This is a genomic window from Salinigranum rubrum (genome assembly GCF_002906575.1).
GTDB classification, from domain to species: Archaea; Halobacteriota; Halobacteria; order Halobacteriales; family Haloferacaceae; genus Salinigranum; species Salinigranum rubrum.
Genome location: NZ_CP026309.1, coordinates 789,711 through 804,536, shown reverse-complemented (window position 1 = coordinate 804,536; position 14,826 = coordinate 789,711). Strand labels below are relative to the sequence as shown.

The window sequence follows — 14,826 nt, the reverse complement described above, 5'->3', positions numbered from 1 at the left end:
GTCGTCGACGCCATCCGCGACGGACGGGCCTTCCGCGCGCTCGGTGCGGTGTACCGACGGATCCACCGCGTAAACTACCCCACCCTACTCGCTCACGGCTTCGCCGTTCGCTTCGGTGAGGGTGGGGCTTTCGCGTGGACTCCCGTTCTGGCCAGTGCTGGCAGGCTCGTAATCGCCGTTCGCGTTCAACGTCCCGCGATTCAAGCGCACGTTTACCGGTGCGCCTCCGCCCGACGACGTTTGCGCCGAGCGGAGATGCTTCAGACCGATATTCTTCGCCGCGTTGTAGTCCGCGTGCGGTGAGTACCCGCACTTCAGGCACTCGAATACGTCCTGTCCACTCGAGGTCGGGCGGTTTCCCTCGTAGGTGAACCCGCACTTAGAACACCGCTGGGAGGTGTAGGCGGGACTCACCTGTTCAACCGAGATGCCGACCACCTCGGCTTTGTACTCGACATATTCGAACAGGCGTCGGAACGCCCACGCGTGGAACTTCTTTGCGCGGGGCATCCGCTCACGAATCCCTGTCAGGTTCTCGAACGCGATCACGTCGCAGTCGTATTCGACAGCTTCCGCGACGAGTTGTTTCGAGACGGTGTGTAAGAAGTGGTCGTAGCGGCCCGTCTCGGTACGTCCGACCGACTGGATGGTTTCGTGAGCGGCCCGCGTTCCACGCTGTTGGAGCGACCCGCGCCGCTTCTCGAACTCGCGGTGCCAGTGGTTCAACTCCGACCCGTTCCAGAAGGTGCCTGTAGATGTGACGGCGACATTTTCGATGCCGAGGTCAACGCCGAGGACTGTCCTGTGCTCGTCGTTGCCGTCGTCGGCAGTCTCGAACTCCACGTCCGCCTTTGTTCGGACGTGAAGGTAGAACTCACCGTCGCGATAGTGAAGTTCCCCGCCCGTCACTTCGTAGTCGTCGTTGAACAGGTACTCCGAGTGGGGCGTCTCGCGTCCCTCGTCGGGGAGGACGTATTCGGCGGTGATGCGTCCTCCGACGGTCGAGAGTGTCGCGTGGTCGTCGTTGAACGTTGCACACCTCTTGTCGTAGACGAGCGTCGGGGCTGTGAAGTGCGGTTTCCCCGCGTAATCGCCTTGCTTCCAGCGAGTGACGACGCTCTGGACGGCGTCGGCGGCCTTGTTGCGAGCGTTCTGGACGAGGTTCGCTTGCAGTCGCGTCTCGGCCCGCACGTCGTCGTAGGTTTCCCGTTGGAGTTCGGCTTTGCTCGTAGTCTTGTACTCGCCTTTCCACGCGTGGTCTACGACGTAGTTGGCGGCCCACAGGAACTCGGAGATGGTTTCTTCGAGGAGGTTAGCATCGCTGTCGGCCACGTTGAGCTTGACCGGAACGGTGCGACGTACCTCCATCCGTGTTTCAGATGTAGCTCTTGTCTTTATATTTATAATGATTCGAAGGGGAGTCAGTCGGCCATTGAATGTGGTTGGTGTAGTCCTCATGACGGTTTCCTCCCCGACCTACTCACTCACTTCGTTCGCTCCTTGAGGTCGGGGGCTCCACCATACATTACGCTGAAAACGGGGCGTCGGTGAGTCCGCTCGCGTCGTCCGCCGTGCCGGACGGTCCGTCAGAGCGCACATTTATCACCTGTGCATCACTGAGTATTGACCATGTCGAAAGTCGAACTCTCGCTACCGGACCGCATCGATAACGACATCCGCCGACTCGTCGACCAGGGCGAGTTCGTCAACCGTGACCAGGCCGTCGAGGAACTCCTCTCGATGGGGATGTCCGCGTACAACACCACGTCGACCGACGATAGCCAGGGCCCCGAGGAGAACCTCTTCTCGCAGGCCGTCGAGGACCAGCAGGACCCCGCCGCACGCAGCGACACGGGCGACGACTACTCGTTCTAGGGCGGACGTCGGCCGTCTCGACCCGGCCGTCCGGCGCGATGCGACGCACACGAAGGGACGCGCGGCCGACGGAGTCATGGGCTCGTCGCCCCTCCCCTCGGGCGTGCAGCCCGTCCTCTCGGCGACCGAACGACAGCGGTTCGACGAGCGGTCCGACCAGACCTTCTACGACAGTCCGCGGTTCGTCACACACGCCGACAGCGCGTTCCTCGCGCGGTTGACCGCGCTCTACGCCAACGTGCTCGCCCCCGGTGACCGCGTTCTCGACGCGATGAGCAGTTGGGTGTCTCACCTTCCGGACGGGGTCGAGTACGAGGTGGTCGGTCACGGGCTCAACGCGGAGGAACTCGCCGCGAACGACCGCCTCGACGAGTGGTTCGTCCAGGATTTGAACACCGAACAGACCCTCCCGTTCGAGGAGAACGAGTTCGACGCGGTCCTGTGTGCGCTCTCCGTCCAGTACCTGCAGTACCCGGGTCGGGTGTTCGCCGAGTTCCGCCGGGTGCTCGGTGAGGGCGGCGTCCTCGTCGTGAGCTTCTCGAACCGGCTGTTCCCGACGAAGGCCGTCCGGGCGTGGCGCGGGGCGTCGATGGAGGGACGCGTCGGCCTGTTGAACCGGGCACTCGACGCGGCGGGCGGGTTCGAAGAGCACGAGGTGATTCGAGAGCGGCCGGGAACGGACCCGTTCTACGCCGTCGTCGCGCGTGCGACCTGAGAGGCCGTTCGTGTCAGGTCGACGGCGGAGACGCGTCACGTACGGCGTCCGGTCGTCGGTGGCTCGGCGCTCGGGGCGGACCGTCGATGAACGCGTTGCGATGCCGGAGGACGGCACGGTCGGCGGTCGGAACGAAAACCGACGGGGGCGGCGAGCCTCGGTCCGAGCTACAGCCCGAGATAGAGGTTCATCAGTTCGTCCTCGTCGGCGAGGTCGGTCGGTTCGCCGTGGAACTGCACCTCACCCTCGGCGAAGATGTAGACGTAGTCGGTGATGCGGAGCGCCGCGGAGACGTTCTGCTCGATGAGGACGACGCGAGCGCCCCTGTCGACGAGCGTCGTGACGAGGTCGAACGCGTCGTCGACCAGTTGTGGTGCGAGACCCGCGGACGGTTCGTCGAGCAGGTAGGTGTCCGCGCCGGACATCATCGCCCGACCCAGGCTGACCATCATCTGCTGGCCGCCCGAGAGGTTCCGCGCCTTGTCCCCCATCTTGTCTTCGAGCGCGGGGAACGCGTCGAGGACCTCGTCGATACGCCGTTCGACCGTCTCGCCGTCGTCGACGGTGAAGGCGCCGACGCGGAGGTTCTCCTCGACCGAGAGGCTGTCGAAGACGCCACCGCCCTGCGGGAGCGTCGCGATGCCGTTGGTGACGGTTTCCTCGGGCGGCCGGCCCGTCAGGTCGACGTCGCCGTACCGGACGCGTCCCGACCAGACCGGGACGACGCCGTTCACCGCCTTCATGAACGTCGACTTCCCGGAGCCGTTCGGACCGAAGATGGAGGTGACGCCGTCGCGGTTCTCGAAGGAGATGCCGTGGAGCACCTCGTGGTCGTCGTAGCCGGTGACCACGTCCTCGGCGATCAGCGTCGGCGGGCCGGCGTCGGTGCTCATATCGGCACCCCCTCGTCGTCCGCGGCGGTACCGAGGTACGCCTCGCGGACCCGCTCGTCCTGTCGCACCTCGTCGAACGTCCCCTCGGCGATGAGCGCGCCCTGGTCGAACACGGAGACGCTGTCGACGATGGACCGGATGACGTTCATGTCGTGTTCGACGACGACGAACGTGGTCCCCTCGTCGTTGAGGTCGCGGATGTGGTCCATGATGCGCTCTTCCAGCGCCGGGTTGACGCCCGCGGCGGGTTCGTCCAACATGATGACCTCCGGGTCCAGCATCAGGACCCGCGCCAGTTCGAGCAGTTTCTGCTGCCCGCCGCTCATGCCGCTCGCTTGGTTCTCCGCGATGTGGTCGATGTCGAGGAACGCCAGAATCTCGTCGGCCCGGGCCTGCTTGTCGAAGTCGTCGGTCGTCTGGACCGCCAGCATGTTCTGCCGGACCGTCATGTTCTCGAACGGTGAGACGATCTGAAACGTTCGGCCGAGCCCACGACGAGCGATCTTGTGGGGCTTCCAGCCCGTGATGTCGGTCCCGTCGAAGGCGACCGAACCGCCGTCGGGCTGGTAGAAGCCGGTGACGGTGTTGAAGAACGTCGTCTTCCCGCTCCCGTTCGGGCCGATGATGCCTCTGATCTCGCCCCGAGGCACCGACAGCGAGATGCCGTCGTTCGCCCGGAGCGCCCCGAACGTCTTCGTCAACTCCTCCGTCCGGAGGATGGTGTCTCGTTCGCTCATAGGAGGTCGAACTTCTCCGCGAGTTCGCGCGCGTTGTTTCGGATGTCGGTTCGGTCGACTTCGCCGCGCAGGATGCCGACGACGCCGCTCGGCGCGAACAGCACGACGATCATGATGAGGACGCCGATGAGCGGGAGGTAGATGGTCGACTGTCCGAGGAACACCGACGAGAGACGCTGGAGCAAGAAGACGAGAATCCCGCCGATGATGGGGCCGGTGATAGTCCCGAGTCCACCCAGAAGCGCCATGATCACCATCTGGTCGGTGATGATCGCCGCGAGGACGTCGTTCGGGTGGATGAACGTGATGAAGTACGCGTGGACGCTGCCGAACAGCGCCGCGATGGCACACGACAGCACGTACACCTGTCGCTTTACTCGGGTGGTGTCGATGCCGAGCGACTCGGCGGCGTCCTCGTCGTCCCGGAGCGCCTTCACGCGGAACCCGAACTCGCTGCGCTCGAAGACGACGTACGTCACGGCGATGGTCGCGAGACACAGCGCCAGCATGAGGTAGTAGAACAGCGACGTCGAGAGTTCCCCGACCGGGAGCCCGAAGCTCCCCGCGGCGGTCGGCAGGCTGAGTCCGAACGTTCCGCCGGTGATGTCGAGGTTGAGCGCCAACTGTTTGAACGCCTCCGCGAGCGCCCAGGTCGCGATGGCGAAGTACGCCCCGGTCAGGCGGAGCGTCGGGACGGCGACGAGGTAGGCGATGACGGCGGCGACGGCGGCGGCGACCACGAAGCCCGCGAGAAACGGGAGGCCGAACGTGACCATCACGGCGCCGGTGGCGAACGCGCCGATGCCGAAGTACGCGCCGTGTCCGAAGTCGAGGTAGCCGGCGTAGCCGCCGATCATGTTCCACGACTGTGCGAGGCCGATCCACATGAGGGCGCCGAGGCCGATACGGGTCCAGAACGCGCCGAGGGCCATCGGGAGGGCGACCAGCACGACGACGGCGACGAGGACGACGAGCCAGACCGGGACGTCCCCGAGCCGCGTCGAGAGCACGTCGGTCGTCTTCTCGCTCATGAAGCCCACTCCCCTTTCCCGAGGATGCCGGCCGGCGAGACGAGCAGTACCACGTAGATGAGCGCGAACAGCACGAGGAGGACGACCTGGCTGCTCGCGTACACCGCCGTCAGGGACTGGGTCAGCCCCAGCACGATACCGCTGAGAATCACGCCGGGGAGGTAGCCCATCCCGGCGAGCACGACCATGAAGAACGCGAAGGCGGTGTACTGGAGACCCATCCCCGGATTGGCGGTGAACACCATCCCGATGAACACGCCCGCGGCCGCCGTCAGCGCGGCGTAACTCCCGTAGGCGATGGACTGGTACCGGTTGATCTTGATCCCCATCAGGCGGGCGTTCGTCCGGTCCTCGGCGATGGCGCGGATGGCCATCCCGCCCTTGGTGTTGTAGAGGTAGTACATGAACGCCGCGAGGGCGACGACACCGAAGACGGCAGTCGCGGCGCGGACGTACGGGAAGATACCCACGCTGGGGACGGTGAGACTCCCCTGTAGCAGCGACGAGGGGACGTCGCGGTTGTTGGGTCCCAAGACGGTGAGGACGGTCCCGCGGAAGAACGTCGCCAGCCCGAAGGTGAACACGAGCCCCATCAGCAGCGGCTGGGGCCGGTCGCCCGTCGTGACGTGGTGGATGAGCGGCTGGACGAAGAAGCCGAGGACGAAAAAGCCGACGAGGACGAACGGGATGACGAAGACGCCCTCGGACCCGAGCAGGGGGGCGGCGAGTCCGCCGAGGATGGCGCCGAGCATCACGTACTCGCCGACGGCGAAGTCGACGACCTCCAGCACCCCGAACGCCAGCGAGAAGCCGACGCCGACGGTGACGTAGATGCCGCCCAGCAGCAGGCCGTTGACGATTGTCTGAATCAGCAGTCCGGTCTCGACCATCGCTCGTTACCGTTCACTCCAGCTCGGAATCGGGTACGTCGCCTCGCCGACGGCCTGGTCCTCCGGTCCGACGATATTCGGCGACCCGTCCTCGGCAAGCTGGATGAGGAGCGAGGTCGTGTTGATGTTGTTGTGGTAGTACTCGCCCTCGGTCTCGAACCGCACGTCCCCGTAGAACGTGTTGACCTCGATCCCTTCGAGGACGGAGATGAGTTCGTCCTTGTCGTCCTGTGAGAGCGGCGGCGCGGAGCCGAGCTCTTTGAACGCCTCCTGGAAGACGATGCCGGCGGCCGTCGATCCGGCCTGCGTGTAGTCGGGAGCGCTGCCGTAGGCGGCCTGCGCGGCGTCGGCGTAGGCGCTCGGCGAGTCGAACAGTACGCCGCCGGAGCGGTCGGCGCTCGGGAGCCAGACGGTCGCGCCGAACGTGTGGGCCGCGCCCGCACCCGCGCCGTCCTTGTAACTCCCCGTGTTGACGCCGTAGTGCATCATGAAGCCGTTCGGCGAGTAGTCGAACTGCTCGGCGGCGTTGATGAGGTTGACGTGGCTCCCGATGTGTCCGCCGTGGAGGTGGAGGTCCGGACCCGCGCTCTTCGCCTGGGAGACGACGTTCGCGTAGTCGGCGCCCCGCGGGAAGAGCTGGAAGTCGAGGACTTCGACGCCGGCGTTCTCGGCGGCCGTGCGCATCGCCTCCGCGGTGCTCTTCGAGAAGGGTTCGTTGACGCCGGTGATGTAGACCGATTCGGCGTTCGGGTCGAGGTTCAACAGCGCCTCCCCGGTTTCGCTGGCGATGATCGAGACCGTCGGAATCGTCCCGAACGAGTACTCGAACCCCTGTTGCCAGATCTGTGGCGACTCCGCGCTGCCCGTGATGTGCGGCATGGAGTTCTGTTCCATGATCGGACAGACGGCCAGCGTGACGTTACTGGAGTAGGGGCCAAGCACGGCGTCGACGTTCTCGCTGGAGATCATCCGCGAGGCGGCGTCGGCGCCCGAACTGGGCTTCGACTGTGCGTCGGCGTAGACGATTTCGACGTCGTACGACTCCCCGCCGACCTCGATGCCGCCGTTCTGGTTGACCGTGTCCGCCCAGAGGTCGTATCCGCGCTTGGTGACGCCACCGCCGAAGCGGAGGTCGCCCGACAGCGACGTGACCGCGCCCAGTTTGAACCGGTCGCGGCCGCCGCCGGTGCTTCCGGTCGAACCCCCGCTCTCGGTGTCAGTGCTGGTGCCGCCCGAACTCCCTCCCCCGCCCGACTCGCTCGGACTGCCGGAGCCACTCGAACCGCCGCCGCCGGAACAGCCCGCGAATCCGACCGCGATTGCGCCTGCACCCGCCGTTTTCAGGAACCGCCGACGCGACTTGTTCGTGTGATCGTCTGACATACAATGGAGCTGGTATATAGACCACATCCTAATACTTTGTGATTTTATGACGTGGGGTGTGACAGCGAATAAATATCAACTACTGCGTCAGAAAACCGTCGAGGCTCTCGCGTCGGAGAGCGACGGAGAGCCGTGGCGTCGGTTCGAGCGCCGCTCGTCCTGGTCGATGGACGGCACAACAAGCGAGTTCGGGGCGGAGAGTGCGAGACGAGTCGTTGGTGGACGCGGCGACGACAAGGACGGCGAGTCGACGACGAGGGCGTGTCAGTCGCGCCTGGAGTCGTCCTCGGCGCGGCGGTCGTCGGCGCGGCGGTCCTCGGAGAGGACCGTCGTCTGGAGCGTATCGATGTCGGTCGCCTCCCTGATGTCGTCCATCGTGGGGACCTCGGCTCCGTTGGACCCTTCGCCGGTGGCGACACCGCTCGTCAGGATGCTCCGGATACCCTCCTCGATGGTCATGTCGACGTCGTGGACCCGAGACTGGGGGACGTGCGTGAGAAAGCCGCCGGTGACGGGGTTCGGAGCCATCGGGAGGAACATCGTCACCATCTCGTCGTGTCCGGTCGCCACGTTCACCGAGTCGGGCGACGGCCCCGTCTCGAAGCCGATGACGTACAGTTCGTCGCCGAGACACTCGACCAGTTTGACCTCCCTGAACTCGTCGGCTCCCTGGTCGAGCATCGCGTCGCTCATTCGCCGGAAGCTCCCGTAGACGGTCCCGACGCCCGGGATCGACGTGATCGCGAGGTCGACGTAGTCGATGACCATCTCGCCGTAGCGGTTGTGACCGACGGTTCCGACCGCCACGACCACGCTGAGGAGTACGACGACCGTGATGAGTTCGGTGTAGAAGTCGGTGACCGTCGAGTACAACCCGGCTTGCACGATGACCTGCCCGAAGCCCGCGTCCGTCAGGCGCTCGATGACGCCGGCCCACTGGAGGATGCCGATGACGGGGACGAGCGCGTCCGTCAACAGGTCGAGCATCATATCGACGAGGTAGACCGTGATGACGACCGGGATGAGGATTGCGAAGCCGGTGAGGAGCACCTCGAGTGCGGTCTCGTAGGCGCTCTTGCCCGCCTCGACCGGGTCCGGCGCTTCGGCGTCGTTACTCACGGACAACCACGACCGAGGAGAGCTGACAGGAGGGACACGTCGTGTCGTCTCTCGGCTTCGACGGGGACCGTCGTGACGGCTTCGACCCGGTCGCTGGCCGTCGGGCGCGCGGGAGACTGACTCGCTCGAACCGTTTCACGTTCTGCTTCATGGATAGTTGGTATCGGTCGGCTACCAAGTGCCTTTAGGTTGCATGGACGTGGGGGGTGGACGCCGCGGAGACGGCTGTCGAGCGACGACCCACAGGTTCTATACCTCCCTAGAGAACGTCTACGACGTGCGACAGCAATCGCGGGCATCGACGGTGATACGGTCGACGGTCGCCGTCGTGCGCGAGCGACACGTCACTGCGGACGCGGCCGGCCTTGCATACTACGCGTTCAACTCGCTCGTCCCCCTTCTGGTTCTGGCGTACGCCGCGCTCACGACGTTCGGGACGGTACCGGCGCTCGCCCACGCGCTCGAACTGGTGACGGGGGTCAGTGCGGGGGAGTTCGAGGGGGTGATCAGTCAGCTCGGCGGGAGCGGCGCCGGTCGGATTCGAGCGGTCACCCTCGCGCTCGTCATCTCCGTCTGGAGCACCCACCGGATGTTTCGGGCCGTCGACAGCATCTTCGCCGAGGTGTACGGCGTGCGCCGCGAGCGGTCGACCACCCGCGGCTTCCTCGACAGCACGCTCGTGCTGGTGACCGTCACGGTCGGCGTCGCGGTGATGGCTGGGCTCGGCGTCGCCCTCGCGGTGCGTGTCTCCGGGCTGCTGTGGCTCGGACTCGGCCCGGTGGTGCTGTGGCTCTCGCTCGCGGTCGTCTTCGTCCCGATGTACTACGTGCTGTCGGGACCGGACGTCTCGGTCGCCGAAATCGCCCCCGGTGCGGCGTTCGCCGCGAGCGTCTGGACCGTCTCGCTTCTCGTGTTCCGCCTCTATCTCACCACCTCGGAGACCGTCGAACTGTACGGCATCGCCGGTGCCGTCCTGCTCGTCCTCACGTGGCTGTACGTCGGCTCGTTCGCGCTACTCGTCGGGGTCGTCCTGAACGCGGTGAGAGCCGGCCGCGTGGACGTCGACGAGGCGTGGGTACCGGGCGAGACGGACGCGTGAACCACGAGCCGACCACGGGGCAGTGGGCCGAATCGGTCCCGTGTGCCGACAGTCCGGAGAAGCTGACTCCTCGAATGTCAATAGAGATACATTTATCGTGTTACATGTCAACAGGAAACTCAATGATTCTCACCGAACTGGTGACGTCGCTGGTCGGACGGGGGGGACCGCGCCTGTACGAGTGTCGGCACTGTGGGGCCACGCTCCTCAAACGGACCGATCCGTGTCCGTACTGTGGCCCGACGGAAGTCGTCGCGTTCGACCTCGAAGAGTAAGCGTAGCGTTCGACGACGAGACGAGTGGGTGGGGCGACCGCTGGAAGACGAGAATCGAAGGGACGAGGACGAACGGGGGTGGTCGGAGCGGTTTCGCGGCGTGAGATTCGGAGGCCAACGGTTAAACCCCTCGCCGTGAACGGACGGGGTATGCGAGCGCCTCTCCTCGCGAGCACCGGCATCGTCGCCGGCGTCCGATACGACCTGCGGACGCTCCACGGTCTCTGGATGGCGCTGGCTTTCCCACAGCTCCGGGAGTCTCATCCGGTGCTGGGCCAGTGGTATCCGCAGACGACGGGCCAGCGCGTGGCGTATCGGCTGTGGGCCGTCCTCGGTGGGCTGGGTCTGCTCGTCGGTTACCCCCTCACCGTGGCGGGCTTCGCGGTCCGCTTCTACGCCCGACGCTTCGACCGGACGACGACGCGCATCGGGGTGGTCGGGACCGTCCTCCTCGCCGTCGTGGTCTGGGGCGGGCTCACGGCACTCGCGCGCCTCCGGTTCTCCCCCGAGGGCTTCCTCGCCGTCGCCGCCGCCGGTTCCGTCGCCGTCGTCGCCACCGTGCTCGCGCTCGCCTTCGCTCACGTCGGCGGGCGCCTGACGACCGTCCTCTTCGCGTACCCGCTCGGCGTCGTCGCCGTCTTCTTGCCCCCGGTGGTGGCGGCGCTGTACTCGCCGACCCTCGCGGGCGTGGTGTTCCCCGAGAGCGAGTCGCTCGCCATCTGGCTGCTCGACAACGTGCTCGTCGTCGGGGACCTCAACGCCGTTCTGCGGGCGCGGTTCGATCTCGTCGGCTTCGCGTACGTCGGGATGTGGAGCGCGCTGGCCGTCCCGGTGGGGTGGGTCCTGGGAATCCTCGTCACGCTGGCGAACCTGGTGCGACCAACGGACGACGAAGACGGCGAGGAGTGACCGGAGCGTCGGTCGTCGCTCGCCCCGCTCGTCAGTCGCCGCCCGCCACCCGAACGAACGGCGCGACCGAGGGAACGCCCTCGCGCAGGACGAACAGGAGGTAGTACCCCGGCGGGAGGAGGCTCGGGTTCGCCGGGAGGCGGACGGTGAGCGTTCCTTCGCTCTTCGCCTCGACGACGAGTTCGACCAGCCGCTGGTCCGTGTTGAGACAGTGGGTCGTCGACGACTGGCGGACGAGCACGACCTCGTCGACCTCGGGCGCGTCCGGCGTCTCCACGTCGAACGCCTCACCGTAGACGACGCGCTCGGGCGCGGCGTCGACGGTCGGGCGGGGACCGGCGAACAGATACGGCGGCCGGTACAGTTCGATTCGAAGCTCGTCGACCCGTCGTCGGGGATTGCTCCCGCACGTCAACACCCGACCGTCGGGGAGCAACAGGGCGTTCGAGTGGTACAGGCGGTCGACCGTCATCGGGGCGAGCGCAGTCCACGTCTCCGTTGCGGGGTCGAACCGCTCGGCCTCGTGGACGGCGTTCGGTGCCGACGCGACTTCGCCCGTTTCGGGGTCGTACCCGACCCCGTGGACGTGCCCCTTCTTGCCGCTGCGTCCGCCCATCACGAACACGGTACCGTCGGGGAGCAAGACGGCGTAGGCGTAGTAGCGTGCGTGCGCCATCGAGTCGACGGACCGCCACCGCGGGTCGGGCGCGGAGAGGTCGATGAGTTCCGTGTCGGCGACGGCCTCCGTCCCGGTCGGCGTCCCGCCGCCGGCGAGGAGCACGCGAGCCCGGTAGTCGTCCCCGGGACGAAGCGGGAGCAACGCCGAGGCGCCCTCCTCGCGCTCTTGCTCGCTGGGCAGGCCGTACTCGGTCCACGTTCTTCTCCCTACATCGAACCGCGCCGTCGGGAACGCCCGGAGCGAAAAGGGGAACGTGTAGTGGGTGTTGTACGACCCGGCGTAGAAGACCGTCCCGTCGGGAAGGAGGTGGAGCCGCGGGTAGAGGGGGAGCCACCGACCGGCACCGCGGAGGACACGCCACCCCTCACCGGGGGTGTACAGCTCCAGCTTCCGCAGGGCGACCCACGGCGGGTGTTTGGTGAGACCGGCCGCGGCCAGCACGCTCCCGTCGCCCATCGTCACCAGCGTGGGGTACCACCGCCCGGCGTGGACGTCCTGTCCCCGCGTCCACCGCTCCGCGTCGGGGTCGAACAGGTAGGTGTGGTCGAGCCCCGCGAAGGGCGGAAGGTTCGGCAGGTCGGGCACCCCCGGCAGCGCGGGCGGGTCGATGCCGCCGTCGTACCGGTAGGTGCCGCCCGCGGCGAGCAACCGGCCGTCGGGGAGGAACGCGTGGCCGACGCAGAAGACATCGCCCCCGAGTTCCTGGTCGACGACGGTGAGGCTCCCGGTCTCGGGGTCGAACAGTTCCGCGGGATACGGGTGATGCAGGCGCGTCTCGTCGTTGCCCGACCCGCCGAACGCGAGTACCTTCCCCGTGTGCAACAGCGCGACGTGGACCGGCAGGTGGTCGAACCGGTGTTCGACTGGCTCCCACGCGCCTCCTTCCTCCGGTGTCTCAGCCTCCCCAGTCATCGTGGGAGGATACGACCCGCGGAGATGTCAAGTTGTGTATGAAACGTCGTCGCCCGGTGGTCTCGGAGCGGGCACGGAACGTTCACGTCGACCCGACACGCCGGCGGCGCTGTGGTCGAGGCCGGGACGGTTCGGGCCGGGACGACCCCTTTTGTCGCTTCGGTCCTCACCTCCACACGATGACCCACCCTCCGGAGAAGCGGGCCGGCGTCGAGGAAACGGACCTCACGGGAACGACCGCACTGGTGACGGGGTCGACGAGCGGCATCGGACGCGGGGCCGCCCTCGCGCTGGGTCGACTCGGCGCGGATGTCGTCGTTCACGGCCGCGACGACGCGGCGGGCGCGGAACTGGTCGACGAACTCACGGCGAGCGGGTCGGACGCCCGGTTCGTCCGCGCGGACTTCTCCGACGTCGGCGCCGTTCGCGGCCTGGCCGACGAGGTGCGAGCCGAGACGGACGAACTCGACCTGCTCGTGAACAACGCAGGCGGCTTCTTCCGTGAGGCCCGCCTCACCGGCCTCGGCGTCGAGTACACCTTCCACGTGAACCACCTCTCGCCGTACCTCCTCACGGCCGAGTTGCTCGACCACCTCGCACCCGAGGCGCGGGTGGTGACGACGGCCTCGGACGCCCACCGCGGCGTGACGCTCGACCTCGACTCGGTGGCCTCGATCGAGGACTATTCGGGATGGACCGCCTACCAGCGCTCGAAGCTCGCGAACGTCCAGTTCGCGTTCGAACTCGCGAAGCGGCTGTCGGATCGGGACTCGAAAGTGACCTCGAACGCCCTGCATCCGGGCGCTATCCCCGGGTCGGGCTTCACGCGCTTCCTCCCGACGCCGCTCTCGCAGGGCGCGAAGCTTCTCAACGCCGTTCCGGGCGTGACCTCCGTGACGGACGGCGCGGCGGCGCTGGTCTACCTCGCCATCTCCGACCGCGTCGACGGGGTGTCAGGGCGATACTTCTCGAAGCAACGCCCCGCGACGCCGTCGCAGGCCGCCCGGTACCCCGAGGCGCAGCGACGGCTGTGGCAGCGGAGCGCGGAGTTGCTCGGGATCGACGAACCGCTGACGGTCGACTGAGTCACGTCTCCGAGGACGCCACCGCCTACGCCGGTCGAAATGCGCCGCACAACATCAACATCAACATCAACGGCGTGTGGCGGTCCGACGAGGACTTCGTCGAGCCAGACACGGAGTGGGCCCGTGAGTTCTTTGAGGCCCTCGAACCCCATCGAGAGGGCGTCTACGTGAACTTCCTCGATGCCGACGACGGTACTCAACGGGTCTGCGAGGCCTACGGCGACGCACCTACCGGCGGCTCGCCGATATCAAGGCCGCGTACGACCCCGACAACGTGTTCCACCTCAACCAGAACATCGAACCACTGGCCAGAGGAGCGACCGTTGTCGGTCGAAGCAACGGTTTGTCGTCCGGGAGCGGCGAGAGTTCGGAGCCACTCCCCGGTACGACCGGTCCGGAAGGCCGCGGAGTGTTATTTCTTAGATTCGGCAGCTGAATACGCGCCCTCTGTTCAGCATAACCAATGAACCGTCGACATCTGGAGCCGAAGTTCGCCCGGAGTTCCCGTATTCGTCCCCACAGAGAGACCCTCAGCCGGCTCGGTTGATCGCGGTGAACGTCTCTCGCATCTCGGTGAAGTTCTCCTCCGAAACCGCGAGTTCCTCACGGAGTTTTTCGCTTCGTCGTTGCATCCGGAGGTACTCGGTGGACTCCGCAAGCTGTTCAGCTGTATGCTCGGCCTCGAGGACGGCCAGTTTCGCAGTGAGGCTGAAAAAGGCCGTGAGTGGATCATCGTACGAAGCAGCCTCTAGTTGCTGGTCGATCGCTGCAAAGAGGTCCTCTTTGTCGATTGGTTTGCAGAGGTAATCGTCGAAGGGCATGTCGACGATTCCGAATCCAGGGTCGACTGCCGTCACCATGATGATACGACAGTCGTACCCGTAGTCTCGGAGGTCCCGCAACACGTTATCACCCGAATACGGCATCCGACGGTCCAGTAACACCACATCTACCGTGTCGTCCATCTCCACGAGCGCTTCTTCACCACCATACGCTGTTCTGACGTCTCCGTAACGCGACCGTAACCGGAGCGCGTACGCATCAGCGACTTCGCGTTCGTCGTCGACGAATAGAATCGTTCCCTCCCTCTCCTGTGCCATAGTATCACGCGCCAATGAGGTTGGTCACTAGAGCTGTTATACTTTCGTGCAACGGTCCGGGAGAACAGAGGGAGCCTCCAGTCGATCTCTCGCAGTGCTCAGTCTTGAGCGTCCGCCTCGGGTC

General features: G+C 66.1%; 16 protein-coding genes. 7 read left to right on the top strand and 9 right to left on the bottom strand.

What is annotated here, in order from left to right:
* Window positions 1–84: 84 nt before the first annotated feature.
* Window positions 85–1,368: an RNA-guided endonuclease InsQ/TnpB family protein gene (locus tag C2R22_RS03795; protein ID WP_103424575.1), complete on the bottom strand. Its 1,284-nt coding sequence runs from the start codon at window positions 1,366–1,368 to the stop codon at window positions 85–87.
* Between the two features lie 261 nt (window positions 1,369–1,629).
* On the opposite strand from C2R22_RS03795, the gene C2R22_RS03790 reads away from it, so the two are divergent.
* Window positions 1,630–1,875: a DUF7120 family protein gene (locus C2R22_RS03790; protein ID WP_103424574.1), complete on the top strand. Its 246-nt coding sequence runs from the start codon at window positions 1,630–1,632 to the stop codon at window positions 1,873–1,875.
* A 76-nt stretch (window positions 1,876–1,951) separates the two neighbouring features.
* On the top strand, window positions 1,952–2,590 hold the full coding sequence (locus tag C2R22_RS03785) for a class I SAM-dependent methyltransferase (protein WP_394342376.1): 639 nt from the start codon (window positions 1,952–1,954) through the stop codon (window positions 2,588–2,590).
* A 167-nt stretch (window positions 2,591–2,757) separates the two neighbouring features.
* Here the strand turns inward: C2R22_RS03785 and C2R22_RS25815 are convergent, their stop codons facing one another.
* From C2R22_RS25815 to C2R22_RS03760, 6 genes are all read right to left on the bottom strand, one after another.
* Window positions 2,758–3,483, bottom strand: a complete 726-nt coding sequence (locus tag C2R22_RS25815) for an ABC transporter ATP-binding protein (protein WP_216824789.1) — start codon at window positions 3,481–3,483, stop codon at window positions 2,758–2,760.
* Window positions 3,480–4,220, bottom strand: a complete 741-nt coding sequence (locus C2R22_RS25810) for an ABC transporter ATP-binding protein (RefSeq protein WP_216824788.1) — start codon at window positions 4,218–4,220, stop codon at window positions 3,480–3,482. The genes C2R22_RS25815 and C2R22_RS25810 overlap by 4 nt, the downstream gene beginning before the upstream one ends.
* Complete coding sequence (locus C2R22_RS03775) at window positions 4,217–5,251, bottom strand: branched-chain amino acid ABC transporter permease (RefSeq protein ID WP_103427556.1); 1,035 nt, start codon at window positions 5,249–5,251, stop codon at window positions 4,217–4,219. Before C2R22_RS03775 ends, C2R22_RS25810 begins: the two co-directional genes overlap by 4 nt.
* Window positions 5,248–6,141, bottom strand: coding sequence for a branched-chain amino acid ABC transporter permease (locus tag C2R22_RS03770; RefSeq protein ID WP_103424573.1), 894 nt, complete (start codon window positions 6,139–6,141; stop codon window positions 5,248–5,250). The genes C2R22_RS03775 and C2R22_RS03770 overlap by 4 nt, the downstream gene beginning before the upstream one ends.
* A 6-nt stretch (window positions 6,142–6,147) precedes the next feature.
* Entirely contained in the window at window positions 6,148–7,524 is a 1,377-nt protein-coding gene (locus C2R22_RS03765) for an amino acid ABC transporter substrate-binding protein (protein ID WP_162562370.1), read from the bottom strand.
* Window positions 7,525–7,788: 264 nt separating this feature from the next.
* The gene (locus C2R22_RS03760; RefSeq protein ID WP_103424571.1) at window positions 7,789–8,643 is read right to left on the bottom strand and encodes a DUF502 domain-containing protein; all 855 of its coding nucleotides are present in this window, start codon (window positions 8,641–8,643) and stop codon (window positions 7,789–7,791) included.
* A 277-nt stretch (window positions 8,644–8,920) separates the two neighbouring features.
* Between C2R22_RS03760 and C2R22_RS03755 the strand changes: the two genes are divergently transcribed.
* The 3 genes from C2R22_RS03755 to C2R22_RS03750 all read left to right on the top strand — a co-directional run bounded on the left by C2R22_RS03755 (window position 8,921) and on the right by C2R22_RS03750 (window position 10,926).
* On the top strand, window positions 8,921–9,742 hold the full coding sequence (locus C2R22_RS03755) for a YihY/virulence factor BrkB family protein (protein WP_245902872.1): 822 nt from the start codon (window positions 8,921–8,923) through the stop codon (window positions 9,740–9,742).
* Window positions 9,743–9,864: 122 nt separating this feature from the next.
* Complete coding sequence (locus tag C2R22_RS25545; RefSeq protein ID WP_173862768.1) at window positions 9,865–10,017, top strand: hypothetical protein; 153 nt, start codon at window positions 9,865–9,867, stop codon at window positions 10,015–10,017.
* A gap of 150 nt (window positions 10,018–10,167) precedes the next feature.
* Entirely contained in the window at window positions 10,168–10,926 is a 759-nt protein-coding gene (locus C2R22_RS03750; RefSeq protein ID WP_103424569.1) for a hypothetical protein, read from the top strand.
* Window positions 10,927–10,957: 31 nt separating this feature from the next.
* On the opposite strand, the gene C2R22_RS03745 is transcribed toward C2R22_RS03750, so the two are convergent.
* Entirely contained in the window at window positions 10,958–12,517 is a 1,560-nt protein-coding gene (locus tag C2R22_RS03745; RefSeq protein WP_103424568.1) for a galactose oxidase-like domain-containing protein, read from the bottom strand.
* A gap of 179 nt (window positions 12,518–12,696) precedes the next feature.
* Here C2R22_RS03745 and C2R22_RS03740 point away from each other — a divergent pair, with 179 nt between their 5' ends.
* On the top strand, window positions 12,697–13,602 hold the full coding sequence (locus tag C2R22_RS03740) for an SDR family NAD(P)-dependent oxidoreductase (RefSeq protein WP_103424567.1): 906 nt from the start codon (window positions 12,697–12,699) through the stop codon (window positions 13,600–13,602).
* A 205-nt stretch (window positions 13,603–13,807) separates the two neighbouring features.
* The gene (locus C2R22_RS27335) at window positions 13,808–14,038 is read left to right on the top strand and encodes a BBE domain-containing protein (protein WP_216824831.1); all 231 of its coding nucleotides are present in this window, start codon (window positions 13,808–13,810) and stop codon (window positions 14,036–14,038) included.
* 94 nt (window positions 14,039–14,132) lie between these two features.
* Here the strand turns inward: C2R22_RS27335 and C2R22_RS03730 are convergent, their stop codons facing one another.
* Window positions 14,133–14,702 carry a response regulator gene (locus tag C2R22_RS03730; RefSeq protein ID WP_103424566.1) on the bottom strand — a complete coding sequence of 190 codons (570 nt, stop codon included), beginning with the start codon at window positions 14,700–14,702 and terminating at the stop codon, window positions 14,133–14,135.
* Window positions 14,703–14,826: the final 124 nt, after the last annotated feature.

Bases quoted from the DNA above. Each gene is read 5' to 3' on its own strand.
- C2R22_RS03770 (WP_103424573.1), bottom strand. From the start codon at position 6,141: ATGGTCGAGACCGGACTGCTGATTCAGACAATCGTCAACGGCCTGCTG.
- C2R22_RS03775 (WP_103427556.1), bottom strand. From the start codon at position 5,251: ATGAGCGAGAAGACGACCGACGTGCTCTCGACGCGGCTCGGGGACGTC.
- C2R22_RS03745 (WP_103424568.1), bottom strand. From the start codon at position 12,517: ATGACTGGGGAGGCTGAGACACCGGAGGAAGGAGGCGCGTGGGAGCCA.
- C2R22_RS03795 (WP_103424575.1), bottom strand. From the start codon at position 1,368: ATGGAGGTACGTCGCACCGTTCCGGTCAAGCTCAACGTGGCCGACAGC.
- C2R22_RS03790 (WP_103424574.1), top strand. From the start codon at position 1,630: ATGTCGAAAGTCGAACTCTCGCTACCGGACCGCATCGATAACGACATC.
- C2R22_RS03730 (WP_103424566.1), bottom strand. From the start codon at position 14,702: ATGGCACAGGAGAGGGAGGGAACGATTCTATTCGTCGACGACGAACGC.
- C2R22_RS25545 (WP_173862768.1), top strand. From the start codon at position 9,865: ATGATTCTCACCGAACTGGTGACGTCGCTGGTCGGACGGGGGGGACCG.
- C2R22_RS25810 (WP_216824788.1), bottom strand. From the start codon at position 4,220: ATGAGCGAACGAGACACCATCCTCCGGACGGAGGAGTTGACGAAGACG.
- C2R22_RS03785 (WP_394342376.1), top strand. From the start codon at position 1,952: ATGGGCTCGTCGCCCCTCCCCTCGGGCGTGCAGCCCGTCCTCTCGGCG.
- C2R22_RS03765 (WP_162562370.1), bottom strand. From the start codon at position 7,524: ATGTCAGACGATCACACGAACAAGTCGCGTCGGCGGTTCCTGAAAACG.
- C2R22_RS03740 (WP_103424567.1), top strand. From the start codon at position 12,697: ATGACCCACCCTCCGGAGAAGCGGGCCGGCGTCGAGGAAACGGACCTC.
- C2R22_RS03750 (WP_103424569.1), top strand. From the start codon at position 10,168: ATGCGAGCGCCTCTCCTCGCGAGCACCGGCATCGTCGCCGGCGTCCGA.
- C2R22_RS25815 (WP_216824789.1), bottom strand. From the start codon at position 3,483: ATGAGCACCGACGCCGGCCCGCCGACGCTGATCGCCGAGGACGTGGTC.